Source organism: Pseudomonas hefeiensis (assembly GCF_030687835.1).
Classification (GTDB): domain Bacteria; phylum Pseudomonadota; class Gammaproteobacteria; order Pseudomonadales; family Pseudomonadaceae; genus Aquipseudomonas; species Aquipseudomonas hefeiensis.
In genome coordinates, this window is record NZ_CP117449.1 from 6,397,636 (window position 1) to 6,414,601 (window position 16,966).

The following is a 16,966-nucleotide window of genomic DNA, read 5'->3' on the forward strand; positions in this document are numbered from 1 at the left end:
CAGGCAGATTAACCCCTCCCGCGCCAGCCACAAATGAATTCATCCTCAGTACCCCTGTCATTCAGGCTTACGCGCAATAATCACCTGACTCTTGGCCACTACCGCATCCAGCGCCTGCTTGATCTGCGCGCCGCGGGGCGAATTGAGCACCGCTTGCCAAGTGTCTGCCCAATGGTTGAGCAACGGGTGGTCGGCGTTGCTGAAATCGACTTTCGCCTCCCAGAACAACAGCATCCACATCGACCAGTAGAAACCGTACTGGCTGTGGCTCAACACCTCCAGCCCGGCCTCGCTGACCATCGCCTTGAACTGCTCTTCACTGATGATGCGAATGTGATTGGGCTTCTGGAAATACTCCGGCGCGGCGATGTCTTTTTGCAGGTCTTCGGAGCTGGGGTGCGGCACGCTCAACAGGTACAGCGCGCCGGGCCGGCCGACCCGTACCAGCTCAGCGAGAAACTGTGCCGGGTCGTCGACATGCTCAATGACTTCCGTGGACACCACGCGGGTGACCGTCGCATCGGCAATGGGCAGCGGGTTGCAGTCGGTCACATGGCATTCGACGTCGCGCGCCGGAGTGTCGCTCAAGCGCTGGCGGGTGGCCTCGACCTTGGCCGCGTCGATGTCGGCGATGATGATCTTCGCCCCGCGCATGCCACAAAAATGCACGTTGCCACCGTCGCCACAGCCAACGTCCAGCAACGTGTCTTCAGGTGCAACCGGGAAACCGCTGAACAGCTCTCCGGTTTGCTGATTGAACCAGCCGCTGAGCATCGCATCGTGCAGCCCGAGCATATAGGGGTCGACCTTATCGGCCGCTGGCGGTGCGGGCGCGGGCGTGCCCGTGGTGAGTTTCTTCAAAAGGCTCAGCATGAAGGGGCTCCAGAGACGGGAAGGACGGGACGGGCGGCACGCAGGCGTTCAACCAGCTGAGTACCGCGATCGCGCATGGGCATTTCGACCATCCGGTAGTTGAGTTCGCTCAACAGCCCGATCAGCGTCAAGGCACAGGCAAGGGCCAGCCAGGGATCGCTCGCCACGTCCGGTGATCCCAACGGGGCGAAACGAAACCACAGTTCGCGCAGCAGGAAAAACACCGGGACGTGGATCAGATAGATCCCATAGGATCGGCTGCCAACCCAGGTCAGCGCGGTTTTCAACGGGCTGCGGGGCAGCAGGTAGTCCCGGTCATAGGAAGCGACCCACACCAGCACGGCACTCAATAGAGCGACTACGCCGATACGGTAGAACGACCAGGTAAAACGATCGGTCCATAGCCAGGCCATAACGCCGCCAAGCAAAAGAATCAGCAAGATGCCAAGGCCGGACCGACGAAAGAAACGAGGCTCAAACCCCCAATAGCTCGATTGCGCACTCCAGATAGACAGGAGCACACCCAAGGCCAACGCATCGGTTCTAATGGCGGAGAGCAGAAAGGAGCGCCACGTGAAAAACTGCACCGCTACCAACACCAACAGAATCCAGACGAGGCGCTTGCGTGCAGCCATTACCAGCAACGGTAGGAGCAGGTAAAACTGCTCCTCCAGTGAGAGCGTCCAGTAAACGAAACTGGCGCCGTACTCATAATTGAAAATCGCGTCGGCAAATCGAAAATTAGCAAATTGCAGAAACCCGGCCAGGGTCGCCTGAAGGTTAGCCTGCAAACTGCCGAATGCCCCGGAGTGGTTGAAAAACACCACGGCCGACAAGGTCAGCAGCAGCCACAACCAAGCCGACGGCAACAGACGAAACGCCCGGCGAATCCAGAAGTCGCGAGTGCAAGTCCAAGACTGCTGGCGGTTTTCACAACGACGCAGTTGCGCAATCAGCGTGCGACCAATCACGAAACCTGAGATAGCAAAAAATAGATCGACGCCCCATCCCAGTTGAAAAAACGCGGTGGTCGCTTCCAGACGCGGCCATCCGCCAGGAAACGGCATGCCTTGTACGTGATGGAACAACACACCCATCACCGCAACGGCGCGCAGCAACTCGATGTCCATGATTCGCTGGCTGCTCATCTTGAGCTCCGGGTGGCAGGATCAGGTTTGCGGGCAATGATGACCTGGCTCTTGGGCATGAATTGATCGAGGACCTGCTTGATCGCCGGGCCATCGGGTCGCGTCAGCAAGTCCTGCCAGACGCTCGCCCAGCGCTCCATCAGCGGCGGGTAAGGCGCCTGGATCCGGTCGCGCACCGCACCCTCAAGGTTGCGGCCGGCCGCCCGTTCGCTGGCCCAGAAAAAAATCATGCCCATGACCCAGAAAAAGCCGCTGGCCTGACGGTGTTCGATGACCAGTCCGGCGTCCTCCACCAATGCAGCGAAGCGTTCGGCACTGAAAATCTGCACATGGTTGGGAGACTGGAAGTAACCCGGCGGCGCGATGCCTTGCTGCAAATGCTCGCCCACCGGGGCCGGCACGCTGAGCAGGTACTGCGCCCCTGGCCGGCCCATGCGCACCAGTTCGGCCATGAACGGCTCCGGTTGGTCGACATGCTCGAGCACTTCCATGCACACGATTTTGTTGGCGCAACCATCGGCCAGAGGCAGCGGCAGGCTATTGCTGACCAGGCCCAGAAACGGTGCGCGGGTCTGGGCCTCGACCTGCCGAGCCAGGCTGCGCACCTTGTCGTATTCGCTGTCGGTAAAAATCACCGAAGCGCCTTGGCGCATTGCAAACAAGGTCGCCACGCCCTCCCCGCAACCAACGTCCAGCAAGGTGTCCTGGGCCGTGATAGCAAAGCCTTTGAGCAGCTCGCCGCTGTCGTTGAGAAACCAGCCGTCAAGCAGTGCATCGTAGAGGCCCACGTCACGGGGCGACACGGCGCCAGTCGATGGCGGCGCGGCGGGTTCGACGGGTGGCCTGAGCCACGCCAGCAACCGCCCGATCATGACTGCTGCGCGTTCCGGCGACGCTCGAAAACCTGTTCAAAAAACGCCCGCAGATGCTGCTCGGCGTTGGCCTGGCTGCAGAACGTTTCCAGGCTGCGCACCGCATGGGCCGACATGCAGCGATAACGCTCCGAGTCGTTTTTGGCCACGTCATAACTGGCGCGATAGGCCGAGCACAGCGAGTCCCAATCGGTGACATAGCGCAGGGTACGAAACGCTGCACGGGGGTCGTGGGGCCAGGCAGTCAGCTCCTCGGTGCAATCGACGACAAAGGCATTTTCGTGGTCGATGTAATCGGCCATCGCCGTATTCATGGGTGCAATTGCCGGCCGGCCACAGGACATGAACTCCATCAGCGGCAAGCACTGCCCCTCGCCGTAGGAGCAGTTGACCACGTAGCGAGTGGCCTCCACCAACCGCTCGTAATCCGCGTCCGCCAGGTAACCGTGGATCAGCACGATGCGGCAGCGGTATGACTGGTTCTTGTAGACATGGTGCAGCATGTCCTTGAGTGCGGCAGTGACGTCGTGGTGGGTCAGCTTGAGCACCAGCGTTGCGTCAGGAACGTCGCGGAACGTCGCGCAAAATGCGCTGATCATGTCCTTCCAGTTCTTGCGTCCGTCGTAAGGATTGAAGACCGACGTATACACCACCCCGTCCAGAAGCAGCTCGCAATCCTCGGCCGGAGCGTCAAAAACCAGCGCCGTCCCGCCCTGGTGCTCTGACGGGCCGTAGGGCCGCAGGTCGACGGTGCGGCTGTCGATCAACAGCCCGCGCAATTGCAGGCGCATGTGATCGACCGTGGGTCGCTGGGCCAGCATCGCGCCGCGAGCGGCAAATCGATCCCAGACCGGAGCGGCAATGGCGACGATAGGAAAATCGGCAGCCATGACTTCCCGCACAGCTTTGACAGTGAAGCTGGAATGGGTAATCGCCATACCGGTTGCGCCAAGGACCACCCGCCAATCGTGCCGTGGTTCACCCTGCCAGCTTTCGGTCGGGATGGTGCTGAACTCCCAGGCGAAGACCGGAACGGTCGGGCAGGCATAGTCGGCGGCGGTGCGATGGGGCGGTGAAAAGGACAGGAAGACACAATCCTCACCGCGCTCCAGGCAATCTGCATACAACCGATCGACTTCTTCTTCCGGCCGGGTCACTTCAATGACTTGCCCCAGCCGCTCCAGTACGGGACGAAACTCCTTGAGCACAAAGTAATAGCTGTATTCGGGTTTGCCGAGGTTCTCAAGAATGTTGCTCTGGTTGGTTTCCGAATAAACAATGATCAGCATGAGGCGGCACCCACCTGAGGCAGCAGCGGTGCGTTTTCGGTACAACCTTGCGGGGCCAGGAAATCCACCAGGCGCTGCTGCACCGGGGCGAAACCGCAATAGCGGCGCATGCGCTCGCTCGCCGCGACGGCCATGGCCTGATAGGCCTGGGGCTGATGCCGAGCCATGGCATAGCTCTGCTGGTAAGCAAGTTTCAAAGACCCCCAGTCGGGCCGATGGCGCAGGGTACGGTACAAAATGCGCGAATCTTCCGGCCAGATGGTGGGTTCATGGCTGGACTTGACGATAAAAGCCACCTCGGTATCGATGTAGTCGCCCATTGCCGTGTGGTCCGGCGCGATGGCCGGGCGCGCGCAAGACATGAACTCCATCAGCGGCAGGCACAAGCCTTCGCAGCGTGAAGCATTGACGTAAAAACTCGCCGCGCCGTACAAGCGAGCGAATTGTTCGTCCTCCAGATAGCCATGCATCACCACGACCCGACAGCTGAACGGCGATAGCTGGGACAGCAGCGTGAGCAACTCGACGTAGTAGGTCGACAGGTCGTTCTGGGTCATTTTCAGCACCAGCGTGGCGTCCTCGACGTCCCGCAGCGCCCAGCAAAATGCCGTGATCAAGTGATGCCAGTTCTTGCGACCGTCATCGGGGTTGAACACGCTGACATACACCACCCCGCTGACTTCGGTTTCCACCATCAGACGGGTGTCCGGTAGAGCCGCCTGGGGATGTTCCGATGGCGCCGGTTCTGGGATCGGTTCGACAACATCTGGCACCGCCGCCGGCCCTCTTACAACCCGGCTTACCGAAACGCGCACCGGCACTGGCACCAGGTCGCGAACCGCTTCGCGATACCAGCACAACAGATTGTGCTTGATCAGCCACAACAACCCTTGATCAGCCTTGCCGGTTACGGCGCGCAGCACTTCGCGCAGGTAATGTCGGGAGATGAAAACGCGGCGCCGCCACGTCAGGGCCGGTGGTTCGACGAGCGCTTGCACCGGTGCCTCTTCGATCAGTGGTGCAATCAAGCCATCTGCCGACAGCCCAAGGGGGCGGCTGTCGATAATGCAGCCCTTGATCTGTAAGACCGTGCCCGGGTTGACCGGCGTAATGGGAGATTGCTCACGAACCGCGGCGAAGCGTTCCCACAGTGGCGTGGGCAAGACCAGCACCGGGAAATCCTCGCCCAACGTACGACGGATCGCCTTGGCCGTGTGGCTGGACAGGGTAATCACCCGACCATGGCGCGCCAGCGTACGGCTCCAGTCATGCCGCAGGTCGTCATCCCAGTGCTCGGCCGGGATCGAGTCGAACTCCCAGGCCACCACGCAGACCATTGGGCATAGCAGATCGACGGGCGTCTTGTGGGGCGGTGAAAACGAGAGAAACAGGCAGTCCTGCCCCGCCTGCTGCAACGTTTGATAAAGCGGATCGACCTCGGCGACCGACGACACCACATGCACCCGCCCCAGGCTTTCCAACACGGGGCGATAAGCCTTGAGCACGAAGTAATAACTGTACTCAGGGCGGCCGAGGCTCTGGCTGATGGAGTGGTCGTTTACGTCCGAGTAAAGAATGAAATTCATGGCATCCCATCATGGAGCTGCCATCCCGGCGACTCCACCTCATGACGGTCGACTCACGAACCGCCCCGGCCAGGAGGCCGTTGCTCGTCGATTGTCTGCGTACCCGTCTCGTTCTTGTTTTTAGTGGCCCTTGCCCCGCGGTTCGACTTGAAATCGACATCGCAGGGATCGTGACAAGGGGCATTCTAACCACATCAGCCAAGGGTTCGTGAACAGGCGAATGAGAATAAACCGGCTATAAATATGAGAACTGACCGGTCACGGTTTGCTTGGTTGAAATTGCTTCGAAATTGGCACAGATTGGCAACCAAACAACTACAACAAAAATTTCATCTGGGCTTACTTTCGAATAGGTTTCTCCGAACTTACGGAAATATCCTACTCAGATCCGCACCAGACGAAGTTTGCATCAAGAGGGCTGGTGCTTGAAAAAACGTCTGTTCGTCACAGGCCTCGGCGGTTTCGTAGGACGCCACATCAAGTCTCGCCTGGATGCCCCCGATTGCACCTGGCAGGTGATGTCCGTCCCCAGCCGTTATGACCTGACAGACGGTAGATCCCTGGAAGGTCTCTGGCCCGAGATCCCCGATGCCGTGATCCACCTGGCAGGGCAGACATTCGTTCCCGAAGCCTTTCGCGATCCGGCGCGCACCCTGCAAATCAACCTGCTCGGCACTTTGAATCTTCTCCAGGCTCTCAAGGCACGAGGGTTCACCGGAACATTTCTGTATGTCAGCTCCGGTGACGTTTATGGCCAGGTCAATGAGAACCAGCTCCCCATTACCGAGCTACACCCCCCCGCCCCGCGCAACCCCTATGCCGTGAGCAAGCTGTCGGCCGAACTGCTGAGCCTGCAATGGGGCATGAGCGAAGGCTGGCCGGTGCTGGTGGCCCGGCCTTTCAACCACATCGGCACCGGTCAGAAGGACAGCTTCGTCATCGCCAGCGCTGCCCGGCAGATCAGCCGCATCAAACGGGGTCTGCAATCGGCTCAGTTGCAAGTGGGCGATATTGATGTCACCCGCGACTTTCTTGACGTGGACGATGTGATTTCGGCCTACCTGGCACTGCTGGATAGCGGCGTACCGGGGCAGACCTACAACATCTGCTCGGGTCACGAGCAGAGTATTCGCAGCCTGATCGAACAATTGGGCGATATCGCCCAGGTCGATGTGCAACTGATCCAGGACCCTGCGCGTCTTCGCCGCGCAGAACAGCGTCGCGTCTGCGGTAGCCCTGCCAAGCTACGCCAGGCCACCGGATGGACACCTGAAACAACAACACAACAATCCTTGCGGGCGATCCTGTCCGACTGGGAGATACGGGTACAACAAGAATGAAAAGTGCATTGATCACAGGGATCACCGGCCAGGACGGCGCGTATCTGGCCAAGTTACTGCTCGACAAGGGTTATAAAGTCCACGGCCTGGTGGCCCGGCGAAGCAGCGATTCGCGCTGGCGACTGCGAGAGACAGGGATCGAGAACGACATCGTCTACCTGGACGGTGATATGGCCGACGCCTGCTCGGTACAGCGGGCAGTGATCAAGTCAGCCCCGGACGAGGTGTACAACCTGGCCGCGCAGAGTTTCGTCGCCGCGTCCTGGGACCAGCCGGTGACCACCGCAATCGTCGATGGCCTCGGCGTGACTCACCTGCTCGAAGGCATTCGCCAGTTCAGCCCTGAAACCCGTTTCTACCAGGCGTCCACCAGCGAAATGTTCGGCCTTATCCAGGCCGAGCAGCAGGATGAGCACACGCCGTTTTACCCACGCAGCCCCTATGGCGTGGCGAAACTGTACGGCCACTGGATCACCGTCAACTACCGCGAAAGCTTCGGGCTGCATGCCAGCAGTGGGATCCTGTTCAATCACGAATCACCCCTGCGCGGTATCGAGTTCGTGACGCGCAAGGTCACCGATGCCGCTGCGCGCATCAAGCAAGGCAAGCAGCAGGAACTGCGCCTGGGCAATATCGACGCCAAGCGTGACTGGGGATTTGCCGGCGATTACGTCGAAGCCATGTGGCTGATGTTGCAACAGGACAAGCCCGACGACTATGTGGTTGCCACAGGCGTGACCACCACCGTGCGTGAGATGTGCAGGATCGCCTTCGAACATGTGGGCCTGGACTACCGTGATTTCGTGAAGATCGATCCGGCGTTTTTCCGCCCGGCGGAGGTGGACGTGTTGCTCGGCAACCCGGCAAAGGCGCAACGCGTACTGGGCTGGAAGCCCAGGACTGACCTCGACACCCTGATCCGCATGATGGTGGATGCGGACATGAAACGCATCGCCAAGGAGTAGGTCATGCTCATTCCCGTGATTCTCTCCGGCGGTGCCGGGACGAGGTTGTGGCCGGTGTCCCGCGAGGGCCATCCAAAACCCTTCATGACCCTGCCCGACGGCCAGTCGCTGCTGGGCAAGACCTATCAGCGCGCCGCAGGGCTGTTCGACGGTCGGGGCGACATCGTCACCGTGACCAATCGCGAATACTACTTCCAAAGCCGCGACCACTATCAAAGCGCCCACGTAGAACGCCACCGCGCTCACTTCGTGCTCGAGCCTGCAGGTCGCAACACCGCGCCGGCCATTGCCGCAGCCACCCTCGCGGTGCAAGCCCTGCACGGTGACGACACGATCATGGTGGTAATGCCCGCCGACCACCTGATCCGGGATGAGACCGCCTTCAAGGCTTCAGTGGAGCATGCAACACAACTGGCCAAAAACGGTCACCTGGTGACATTCGGCGTGCTGCCCACGACACCGGAAATCGGCTTTGGCTATATCGAACGAGGCAAGCCCCTGGATACCAAAGGCGCTGCCAGGGTCGTACGCTTCGTCGAGAAACCCGACTTGCAAACCGCAACACACTATCTGGAAAGCGGCCGCTTCCTGTGGAATTCGGGCATGTTCTGCTTCTCGGTCAAAACCCTGCTGGCCGAACTTCAAATCCACGCACCGCAGTTGCTGGAACAGGCTCGCGCCTGCGTGACAGTGAGCACCGCAGTAGAAACCTCAGGTTGCGTGCAACAGGAACTGTCCGCGGTGCATTTTGCCGAAATGCCGGATATCTCTATCGACTATGCCTTGATGGAGCGCTCCAACAACGTCGTGGTGATCCCCGCCACATTCGACTGGAGCGACATCGGCTCCTGGAGTGCCGTCGCCGACCTGGTACCCGCCGATGCACAGAACAACCGCGTCAGCGGTGAGGCGTTGCTCATCGACAGCCAGAACAACTATGTCCAGAGTGAGGGACGGTTGGTGGCCGCGCGTGGGTGTGGAAAATCTGATCATCATCGACACCGCCGACGCGGTGCTGGTGGCCCACGCCGACCGTGCCCAGGATGTTCGCCGCGTGGCTCGACAGCTCAAGGACAAGGAGCACGAAACCTATCGCCTGCACCGCACGGTCAGCCGCCCCTGGGGCAGCTACACCGTGCTGGAAGAAGGCCCGCGCTTTAAAATCAAGCGCATCGTGGTCAAACCCGGCGCGTCGCTGTCGCTGCAAATGCACCATCATCGCAACGAACACTGGGTGGTGGTCGAAGGCATGGCCAAGGTGACCAACAACGGCTCGGGCTCGCACCTGGTTGCCAAGAACGAGTCAACGTTCATCCCCGCCGGCCACAAGCATCGCCTGGAAAATCCCGGCGTCATCGACCTGGTGATCATCGAAGTCCAGAGCGGTGAATACCTGGGAGAAGATGACATCGTGCGCTTCGAGGATCACTACGGCAGGGCCGTCTGATGTTGCTGACCTTGCACCGTGCGCTGTGGAGCTACCGCGGTTTTGTCCTCGGCAGCGTCAAGCGCGAGTTCCAGGCGCGCTATCGCAACTCGTTGTTCGGCGCGTTGTGGACCGTGCTCAATCCACTGTCGATGATCCTTGTCTACACCGTGATTTTTTCCCACATCATGCGCGCCCGCCTTCCGGGGGTGGACGATGGCATGGCCTACAGCGTCTACCTTTGCGCCGGGCTGCTGACGTGGGGGTTCTTCGCCGAGATCACGACCCGCAGTCAGGGCATGTTTCTGGAAAACGCCAATCTGCTGAAGAAGATCAGCTTTCCCAGGATCTGCCTGCCGGTGATTGTGCTGTTCAACGCCGGGATCAACTTCGCGATCATCCTCGGTCTATTTCTCGGTTTCCTGTTGATCACCGGCCGCTGGCCAGGGATGACGTTGCTGGCGCTGGTGCCGTTGCTGGCCCTGCAAGTGATGTTCGCCGCCGGGTTGGGCATGTTGTTGGGGATTCTCAACGTATTCTTTCGCGATGTCGGGCAACTGTTCGGTATTTGCCTGCAATTCTGGTTCTGGCTAACGCCCATTGTTTACCCGATGACCATCCTTCCGCCGTCGATCCAGCAACTGCTGGCCCTCAACCCCATGACAGCGCTGATGCAGAGTTACCAGAACCTGTTTCTCTACAACCAGTGGCCGGTCTGGAGTTCGCTGACACCGCTTTTGGTCATCGGCCTACTGATGTGCGTCGCCGGTTTGCGAATGTTTCGACGGCGCGGCGGTGAAATGGTGGATGAACTCTGATGGGGCATTTACGCGTCAGTGGCCTGGGCAAGGCCTACAAGCAGTATCCGAACCGCTGGAGCCGGTTGTTCGAGTGGCTGATTCCCTTTTCCCGCCCACGTCATCAATTGCACTGGATCCTGCAGGGCGTCGATTTCGAGATCCAGCCCGGGGAAGCTGTCGGCATCGTCGGGGTCAACGGCGCAGGCAAAAGCACGTTGCTCAAGATGATCACCGGCACCACCCAACCCACCTGTGGCCACATTCAACTGCGCGGCCGCGTCGCTGCGTTGCTGGAGCTGGGCATGGGGTTCCACCCGGATTTCACGGGCCGCCAGAACGCCTTCATGGCCGGGCAGTTGCTGGGCATGCAAGTGGAGGAAATCGAATCATTGATGCCTGAGATCGAAGGCTTTGCCGAAATCGGCGAGGCCATCGACCAGCCGGTACGCACCTATTCCAGTGGCATGCAAATGCGCCTGGCCTTCAGCGTCGCCACGGCCCGCCGCCCGGATATCCTGATCGTCGATGAAGCCCTGTCAGTGGGCGATGCGTATTTCCAGCACAAAAGCTTTGAGCGCATCCGCAGTTTTCGCAAGGCCGGTACGACGCTGCTGATCGTGTCCCACGACCGCTCGGCGATTCAGTCGATCTGCGACACCGCCATCCTGCTGGAGCACGGGCGCATGGCCATGCGCGGCAAGCCGGAAGAGGTGATGGATTATTACAACGCGATGCTGGCCCAACGCGAGGGCCAGATCGTCCGCCAGGAGATGCTCGCCAACGGCCAGGTACGCACCATCTCCGGCACCGGCGAGGCCGGCATTGTGGATGTACAGCTGTTGAACAGTCAGGGCCAGTCGGTGGAAGTGGCCGAAATCGGCCAACCGATGGTGTTGCAGGTGCGGGTCGAAATCCGCCAGGACATCGAGCGGCTGGTGCTGGGTTTCCTGATCAAGGACCGCCTCGGCCAGCCCATGTACGGCATCAACACCCATCGCCAGGATAAAGCCGTGACCGACCTCAAGGCCGGCGAGCACGTCACCTTTCGTTTCAGCTTTGACATGCGCCTGGGCAAGGGCAATTACTCCGTCGCGCTGAGCCTGTCCCGGCTGGATTCGCACCTGGACCGCAATTTCGAATGGCGCGACTACGGGCTGGTGTTCCACGTCATCAACAATCGTCAGGAAGATTTCGTCGGCTGTTCGTGGCTTCAGGCCCATACCAGCATCCAGCGCTCGGCAATACCCACGACCGAAGAACTGACGCAAAAGGAACTGCCATGACTCGCCTGCTGATGGAGTGCACCTACGTGTATGAACATCCCAGAGCCAATTCCGGGATTCAGCGCGTGGTGCGCAATGTTATCCGCGAACTGCCGGCCAGAGACGCAGCGCATGAATGCATCCCCGTCGTCATGCTGCAAGGCAAGTTGTATGAAGTGAAGAGCCTCGCCCCGCTGCCCTCCCGGGGATTGGATCTGGTCAGCCTGCGGGTACGGCTGGAGCAGTTCGCCAATCTGTTCTGGCTCAGGCATCGGACGCTTGAACGGCGACGCCCCTTCAGCCAATCGCGATGGGCACGCCGCGTGTTGTACGTTGGCTGCCGGCTGTTTGCCCTGGGCTTTCTGAGCATTCCGATCCGGGTGCTCGATCGCTTGCTCAAACGCCAGCATGTCCCAGCGCGTTGCGTGCCCCTTCAACACCAGGCCGGCGATCAACTGGTGCTGCTGGACTCTTCCTGGCACGCCGATTTCTTTCCTCTGGCCGAACAGCTCAAGCAAGATGGCGTCGGGATCGTATCGGTGATCTACGACCTGATTCCCCTGACCCATCCGCAGTTCTGCGACGCCGGGCTGGTGAAGGTGTTCAATCATTGGTTCGACTGGATTGCCCGCACCGCTGACGGTTACATCGCGATCTCCAGCACCATCCGTGACCAAGTCCGCCTGGAAATGGAGCGGCGCGTTGGCAAACAGCAGGTGAGTGAGCGCTGGTTCGACTATTTCCACTTGGGCAGCGAACTGGATTTGGTGGACGCCACCAGCGCCATCGACAGCAAACTGCGCTCTGAAGCTTTTGGCATCTCCCTGCTCGAAGGCGCGATGTACGGTAAACCGATGATCTCCAGCGAGATCGGCACCGGCACCAGCTACATCAATATCCACAATGAAACAGGCCTGGTGGTGCCGCCCAGCAACCCCGAAGCTTTCCGCGAAGCGATGCGTACCCTGTGGGACAACCCGGTACAGGCCAGGGAAATGGGCATCCGGGCCGAAGAGCGTTACCGGCAGTTGTTCACCTCTGAGGAGATGGGCCGCAAATGGCTGCAACTGTACGAGGAGATGCTGGAGCAAAAGGCGCTTTCCTACGCGTAACGCCAGCCCATGAGGGCGAGCGATAAATCCCCTCGCCCCAAGGTGGCTCAGTGCATTTTCAAGCGGGTTGCTGCAACCCGGCAGCCGTACGCGGCATGCCGACAAACCCAGGCAAGGCCTCGATCCGCCCCAACCATGCACGTACGTGGGGGTAGTCCTCCAGTGACACATTGCCCTCCGGGGCATGGGCGATGTAGCTGTAGCCGGCAACATCGGCAATCGTCGCAGTGTCACCTGCCAGATACGTGCTGCTGCTCAAGTGTTGGTCAATGACTTTGAGCAGGCTGTGGGAACGGGCGATCACCTCCTCTGCGTTGTAAGGTGCGCCGAACACCGTAATCAATCGCGCCGAGGCCGGCCCCGCATGGAGCGGCCCAGCCGCCACCGACAACCAGCGCTGCACCCGGGCGGCGCCGACCGGGTCCGTTGGCAGCCATTGGCCCTTGCCATATGTCTGCGCCAGGTACACCAGGATGGCGTTGGAATCAGCCAGCACCATACCGTCATCGTCAATGACCGGCACTTGTCCAAAGGCGTTAATGGCCAGGAAATCTGCCTGTTTGTGTTCGCCTTTGGCCAGGTCGACAAAAACCACCTCGACGGGTAACCCGAGCAAGGAAAGCATCAATTGAACGCGATGCGCGTGGCCGGAAAGCGGGAAGTGATAAAGCTTGATGGGATTCATGGTCGACTCCGCTGCAAGTGACGCCATCAGCACAACGGCGTCGATGGGGTCATCTTCCGCTTCGACTGAAGACTAGAGAATCACCCGAATATGCAATCCATTGTTTCAAACAGCGAAACAATGTCTCAGCCTTTCAAGGCCGGATGTTCACGCAACGCACGGACGGTAAAGTCAACAAAACTGCGTACTCGCGCCGGCGCTTTGCGCCCGCCCTGATACACCACATGGATCGGCAGGGGTGGCAGTTCGAAGTCAGCCAGAACGATCTCCAGTTCCCCGTTGGCAACGTTACCCGCCACCTGGTAAGACAAGACCCGAGTCAACCCCAACCCCTGACAGGCCGCCGTGATTGCGGCCTGGTTGGCCGTGACCACCAGTCTCGGCGCGGGCCGCACAGAGAGCGGTTGCCCTGCGTCGATGAACGTCCAGTTTCTGATCTGACCGGTGGCCGATGAGGCGACCACCGGCATGTGCTCCAGATCCTGCGGGTGTGCGGGTCGGCCATGGCGAGCGAAGAGATCAGGAGAACCGCAAACCACCCGTCGCACTTCACCAACACGCACGGCGTGCTGGTTGCTGTCAGGCAACTCGCCAATGCGTACCGCAATGTCTATGCCCTCCTCGACCATGCTGACGATACGGTCCAGCAATAAGGCGTTGATGCCCACCTCGGGGAATTGCTGCAGGTAATCGACCAGCACCGGCGTGACAAATAACTGGCCGAACAACACCGGGGCGGTAATCGTCAATTGCCCGCGGGGCTGGGTGTGACTGCCGACCGCTGAATCCTCGGCTTCCTGCAAGTCAGCCAGAATTCGGCGGCAGTCCTCGAGAAAGCGCTGGCCAGCTTCGCTCAGGTATACGTTGCGGGTGGTGCGCACCAGCAAGGGCGTACCGATACGTTGCTCCAACGCCGCCACGGCGCGCGTGACGCTGGCCGCCGACAGGCCCAGGCGTCGCGCCGCCGCCGAGAAACCAGAGTCCTGGGCAACGGCGACAAAAACCTGCATTTCCTGAAACCTGTCCATTTATGCCCCGATGAGAAATCCTGATACAAGTTGGCTACGCACCTCAAATCAGCGCCGCACCGCCATTGTAGGGGGCCGCGCCAGCAAACCACAGCGCAACGCGATCGGGCATCGGCACATCGGTCCGGTCAATTGCGACTATGCTTGGTACCATCGAGCATACTTTCATGACAACTTAATGACTCGATCTATGACGTAGGTCTTGTGGGAGCGGGCTTGCTCGCGAAAGCGGTGTGTCAGCCAGCGGTGATGCTGACCGACACACCGCTTTCGCGAGCAAGCCCGCTCCCACAGGTTGCGTGCCGGACTGGCGTCCATCGGAAGGCCCCTTTTTGTGAATGTTTTTTACCGCAGCTTCACTCATCCCCTCGCGCCCCTCATCGCCCTGGCCGGATGTGTATTGCTCATCCCCATGGGCCTGCGCCTCTCGCTGGGATGGTCAGATCCGCTGGGCTATCTGTCTGACCTGGGCATGGGCGGGTTACTGATCGTGCTGCTTTACCGTCGTCCCTGGTGGGTGGCATTACCCATTTTGCTGGTCTGGAGCATGCTGACGCTGGCCAGCATCGAACTGGTCAGCGCAGTCGGGCGCATGCCCACCCCATCGGACCTGCATTACCTGACCGACCCGCAATTCGTCGAAAACTCCACCAGTGGCGGCTTCGCCCATCCCTGGCTGGCAGGGGTGCAACTGGCCACGCTGATGGTCTGGCTGGGTGTCCAATGGCCCCGCCGGCTGTATCTGGCGCCGCGCTTGCCACGCCACGCCTGGGCGCTGCCGGTAGTGCTTTTGCTGAGCCACAGTGTGGTGCAATCCTGGCGGCCCAGTGAGGCAGACCAATGGAACCTGTTCAACCTTCCACACCAACTCGTCACGGCGGCCGTTGCCGCCGGGCAGGATCGCACCCAGCAATGGCTTGAAGATGATGCAGTGGTTCAAACCCCGCCGATGGAGGGTCTTACCCGGCTCGATCTTGAAGGTCAAAAAATCCTGCCTGCCCCGGGCCGGGCACGCAACGTCCTGATCATCACCCTGGAAGGCGTTCCCGGCGCCTACGTGGGCGTCAACCGCCAGGCCCTGAAAAGCAGCTATCAGGAAGACCTGATGCCGCACCTCAGTGCCTGGGCCAAGCGCGGTATGAATACACCCGATTACGTCCTGCACAATCATCAGACCATTCGCGGCCTGTATTCGATGCTGTGTGGCGACTACCGACAAATTCGACGACGGCACGCCCAAAGGCGTCGAGATGTTGAACCTGACCCGGCGCAACCAGGCCTGCCTGCCGGCCCAGTTGCGCCGGAACGGGTTCTCTACGCATTTCCTGCAAGGTGCTGGCCTGCGGTTCATGGCCAAGGACCGGATCATGCCGCACATCGGCTTCGACACCACCCTGGGCATGGACTGGTTCACCAAGCCGGCCTATCTGGAGTTCCCCTGGGGCAAGGATGACAAGACATTCTTCGAAGGCGCGCTGGATTACGTCGGGCAACTGCAACAGGCAAAGAAGCCCTGGATGCTTACGCTGCTGACGGTGGGCACGCACCAGCCCTACTCAGCGCCGGATGACTACCTGCAACGTTACGACACCACCAAGCAGGCGGCCGTAGGTTACCTGGATGACGCGCTGGACGGCTTCATGTCGGGGCTGGAACGCCAAGGCGTGCTGGAAGACACCCTGGTGATCATCACCTCGGACGAATCCCATGGCGTCGACGATGTGCGCCTGGCGTCATCCTGGGGTTTCAACCTGACATTGGCGCCGGAGCCATTGCCCCAGGTCAAGTCGGGAGTCTACGGTCATGTGGACCTGAGCGCCTCGGTCCTCGATTACTTCGGTTTCAAAGTCCCCAAGTCATTGTCCGGTCGCTCGTTGTTCAGGAACTACGCAACGGGTCGGGAAATCATGTCGTTCACCAACGGCAAGCTGCGCTACCACGACGGCAAGAGCACTTTCACCGAGTGCGATTTCCTGCAGCGTTGCCGCTACTACACCAGTGAAGGTTTCATCACGGAACGCGCCACTTACGGCGGACAATACAGCGGTCAGCGTGCCAGGTTGATCAGCGCGCGGGCCACGGCCCTGGACCGCACCCTGCTCCGTACACCGCTCAATCAGCATTATCAGTTTGGCAGCGCCGATAAAATCCCGCTTCCGGCCCAGATCACCAACGACTGGACCGACAACCTGATCGGCGCCCAGTACCTGGAGATGCCCAAGGGCTCACAGACCCGAGTCAGCCTGACCATCCGCGCCCTAGGACCGGACAATGCAGCCTACATTTCCCTCAAGGCCAAAGAGTTCGAGCAGGACGTCGCGATGGACCTGCCGACAGAAGTGGCGGTGACGCCCGAACAGCCGCTGGTGATGAACATTCGTTTCGATAACCCGCACCCCCGCAAGGCCTTCTCTTTCCATCTGCTGGGGCACGGGGTGGGCGCCATCGAAATCAGCGACTTCAGCGTCGTGACCGAACTGCCGGAGCAGACGGAGCCGTCGGATTACCTGAACGTCGTCCAGGAAGACAGTGATGCCCAGTCCAGTTGAATGAAATCGCGCAGCCCATGAACGCTGCGGC

12 protein-coding genes and 2 pseudogenes are annotated in these 16,966 nt (G+C 60.3%); 7 read left to right on the forward strand and 7 right to left on the reverse strand.

What is annotated here, in order from left to right:
• Positions 1 to 57: 57 nt before the first annotated feature.
• From PSH57_RS28890 to PSH57_RS28910, 5 genes are read right to left on the reverse strand one after another with little or no spacing between them, the layout of a single operon-like run.
• A complete protein-coding gene (locus tag PSH57_RS28890) occupies positions 58 to 873 on the reverse strand; it encodes a class I SAM-dependent methyltransferase (protein ID WP_305387008.1) in 816 nt (271 codons plus the stop codon).
• Positions 867 to 2,021 carry an acyltransferase family protein gene (locus tag PSH57_RS28895; RefSeq protein WP_305387009.1) on the reverse strand — a complete coding sequence of 385 codons (1,155 nt, stop codon included), beginning with the start codon at positions 2,019 to 2,021 and terminating at the stop codon, positions 867 to 869. The genes PSH57_RS28890 and PSH57_RS28895 overlap by 7 nt, the downstream gene beginning before the upstream one ends.
• Positions 2,018 to 2,893, reverse strand: a complete 876-nt coding sequence (locus PSH57_RS28900) for a class I SAM-dependent methyltransferase (protein ID WP_305387010.1) — start codon at positions 2,891 to 2,893, stop codon at positions 2,018 to 2,020. Before PSH57_RS28900 ends, PSH57_RS28895 begins: the two co-directional genes overlap by 4 nt.
• Entirely contained in the window at positions 2,890 to 4,182 is a 1,293-nt protein-coding gene (locus PSH57_RS28905) for a glycosyltransferase (protein ID WP_305387011.1), read from the reverse strand. Before PSH57_RS28905 ends, PSH57_RS28900 begins: the two co-directional genes overlap by 4 nt.
• Positions 4,176 to 5,768, reverse strand: a complete 1,593-nt coding sequence (locus PSH57_RS28910; RefSeq protein ID WP_305387012.1) for a glycosyltransferase — start codon at positions 5,766 to 5,768, stop codon at positions 4,176 to 4,178. Before PSH57_RS28910 ends, PSH57_RS28905 begins: the two co-directional genes overlap by 7 nt.
• 425 nt (positions 5,769 to 6,193) lie before the next feature.
• On the opposite strand from PSH57_RS28910, the gene PSH57_RS28915 reads away from it, so the two are divergent.
• The 6 genes and pseudogenes from PSH57_RS28915 (at position 6,194) to PSH57_RS28940 (ending at position 12,673) form a co-directional block, all read left to right on the forward strand.
• Entirely contained in the window at positions 6,194 to 7,108 is a 915-nt protein-coding gene (locus PSH57_RS28915) for a GDP-mannose 4,6-dehydratase (protein ID WP_305387014.1), read from the forward strand.
• Positions 7,105 to 8,073 (forward strand): GDP-mannose 4,6-dehydratase, encoded by a 969-nt coding sequence (gmd, locus tag PSH57_RS28920; protein ID WP_305387016.1) that lies wholly within the window; start codon positions 7,105 to 7,107, stop codon positions 8,071 to 8,073. The genes PSH57_RS28915 and gmd overlap by 4 nt, the downstream gene beginning before the upstream one ends.
• Before the next feature lie 3 nt (positions 8,074 to 8,076).
• Positions 8,077 to 9,520 (forward strand): annotated as a pseudogene (locus tag PSH57_RS28925) (mannose-1-phosphate guanylyltransferase/mannose-6-phosphate isomerase).
• A complete protein-coding gene (locus PSH57_RS28930) occupies positions 9,520 to 10,317 on the forward strand; it encodes an ABC transporter permease (RefSeq protein WP_305387019.1) in 798 nt (265 codons plus the stop codon). Before PSH57_RS28925 ends, PSH57_RS28930 begins: the two are co-directional and overlap by 1 nt.
• Positions 10,317 to 11,582 carry an ABC transporter ATP-binding protein gene (locus PSH57_RS28935; RefSeq protein ID WP_305387020.1) on the forward strand — a complete coding sequence of 422 codons (1,266 nt, stop codon included), beginning with the start codon at positions 10,317 to 10,319 and terminating at the stop codon, positions 11,580 to 11,582. Before PSH57_RS28930 ends, PSH57_RS28935 begins: the two co-directional genes overlap by 1 nt.
• A complete protein-coding gene (locus PSH57_RS28940) occupies positions 11,579 to 12,673 on the forward strand; it encodes a glycosyltransferase (protein ID WP_305387021.1) in 1,095 nt (364 codons plus the stop codon). Before PSH57_RS28935 ends, PSH57_RS28940 begins: the two co-directional genes overlap by 4 nt.
• 58 nt (positions 12,674 to 12,731) lie before the next feature.
• Here the strand turns inward: PSH57_RS28940 and PSH57_RS28945 are convergent, their stop codons facing one another.
• Both PSH57_RS28945 and PSH57_RS28950 read right to left on the reverse strand, forming a co-directional pair.
• On the reverse strand, positions 12,732 to 13,358 hold the full coding sequence (locus tag PSH57_RS28945) for a glutathione S-transferase family protein (protein WP_305387023.1): 627 nt from the start codon (positions 13,356 to 13,358) through the stop codon (positions 12,732 to 12,734).
• A 125-nt stretch (positions 13,359 to 13,483) separates the two neighbouring features.
• Positions 13,484 to 14,386, reverse strand: coding sequence for a LysR family transcriptional regulator (locus PSH57_RS28950; RefSeq protein WP_305387025.1), 903 nt, complete (start codon positions 14,384 to 14,386; stop codon positions 13,484 to 13,486).
• A gap of 334 nt (positions 14,387 to 14,720) precedes the next feature.
• Here PSH57_RS28950 and PSH57_RS28955 point away from each other — a divergent pair.
• A pseudogene (locus tag PSH57_RS28955) lies at positions 14,721 to 16,935 on the forward strand (LTA synthase family protein).
• Positions 16,936 to 16,966: the final 31 nt, after the last annotated feature.

Excerpts from the sequence above, each read along its gene's own strand:
- PSH57_RS28890 (WP_305387008.1), bottom strand. The coding sequence starts at position 873 with ATGCTGAGCCTTTTGAAGAAACTCACCACGGGCACGCCCGCGCCCGCA.
- PSH57_RS28895 (WP_305387009.1), bottom strand. The coding sequence starts at position 2,021 with ATGAGCAGCCAGCGAATCATGGACATCGAGTTGCTGCGCGCCGTTGCG.
- PSH57_RS28900 (WP_305387010.1), bottom strand. The coding sequence starts at position 2,893 with ATGATCGGGCGGTTGCTGGCGTGGCTCAGGCCACCCGTCGAACCCGCC.
- PSH57_RS28905 (WP_305387011.1), bottom strand. The coding sequence starts at position 4,182 with ATGCTGATCATTGTTTATTCGGAAACCAACCAGAGCAACATTCTTGAG.
- PSH57_RS28910 (WP_305387012.1), bottom strand. The coding sequence starts at position 5,768 with ATGAATTTCATTCTTTACTCGGACGTAAACGACCACTCCATCAGCCAG.
- gmd (WP_305387016.1), top strand. The coding sequence starts at position 7,105 with ATGAAAAGTGCATTGATCACAGGGATCACCGGCCAGGACGGCGCGTAT.
- PSH57_RS28930 (WP_305387019.1), top strand. The coding sequence starts at position 9,520 with ATGTTGCTGACCTTGCACCGTGCGCTGTGGAGCTACCGCGGTTTTGTC.
- PSH57_RS28935 (WP_305387020.1), top strand. The coding sequence starts at position 10,317 with ATGGGGCATTTACGCGTCAGTGGCCTGGGCAAGGCCTACAAGCAGTAT.
- PSH57_RS28940 (WP_305387021.1), top strand. The coding sequence starts at position 11,579 with ATGACTCGCCTGCTGATGGAGTGCACCTACGTGTATGAACATCCCAGA.
- PSH57_RS28945 (WP_305387023.1), bottom strand. The coding sequence starts at position 13,358 with ATGAATCCCATCAAGCTTTATCACTTCCCGCTTTCCGGCCACGCGCAT.
- PSH57_RS28950 (WP_305387025.1), bottom strand. The coding sequence starts at position 14,386 with ATGGACAGGTTTCAGGAAATGCAGGTTTTTGTCGCCGTTGCCCAGGAC.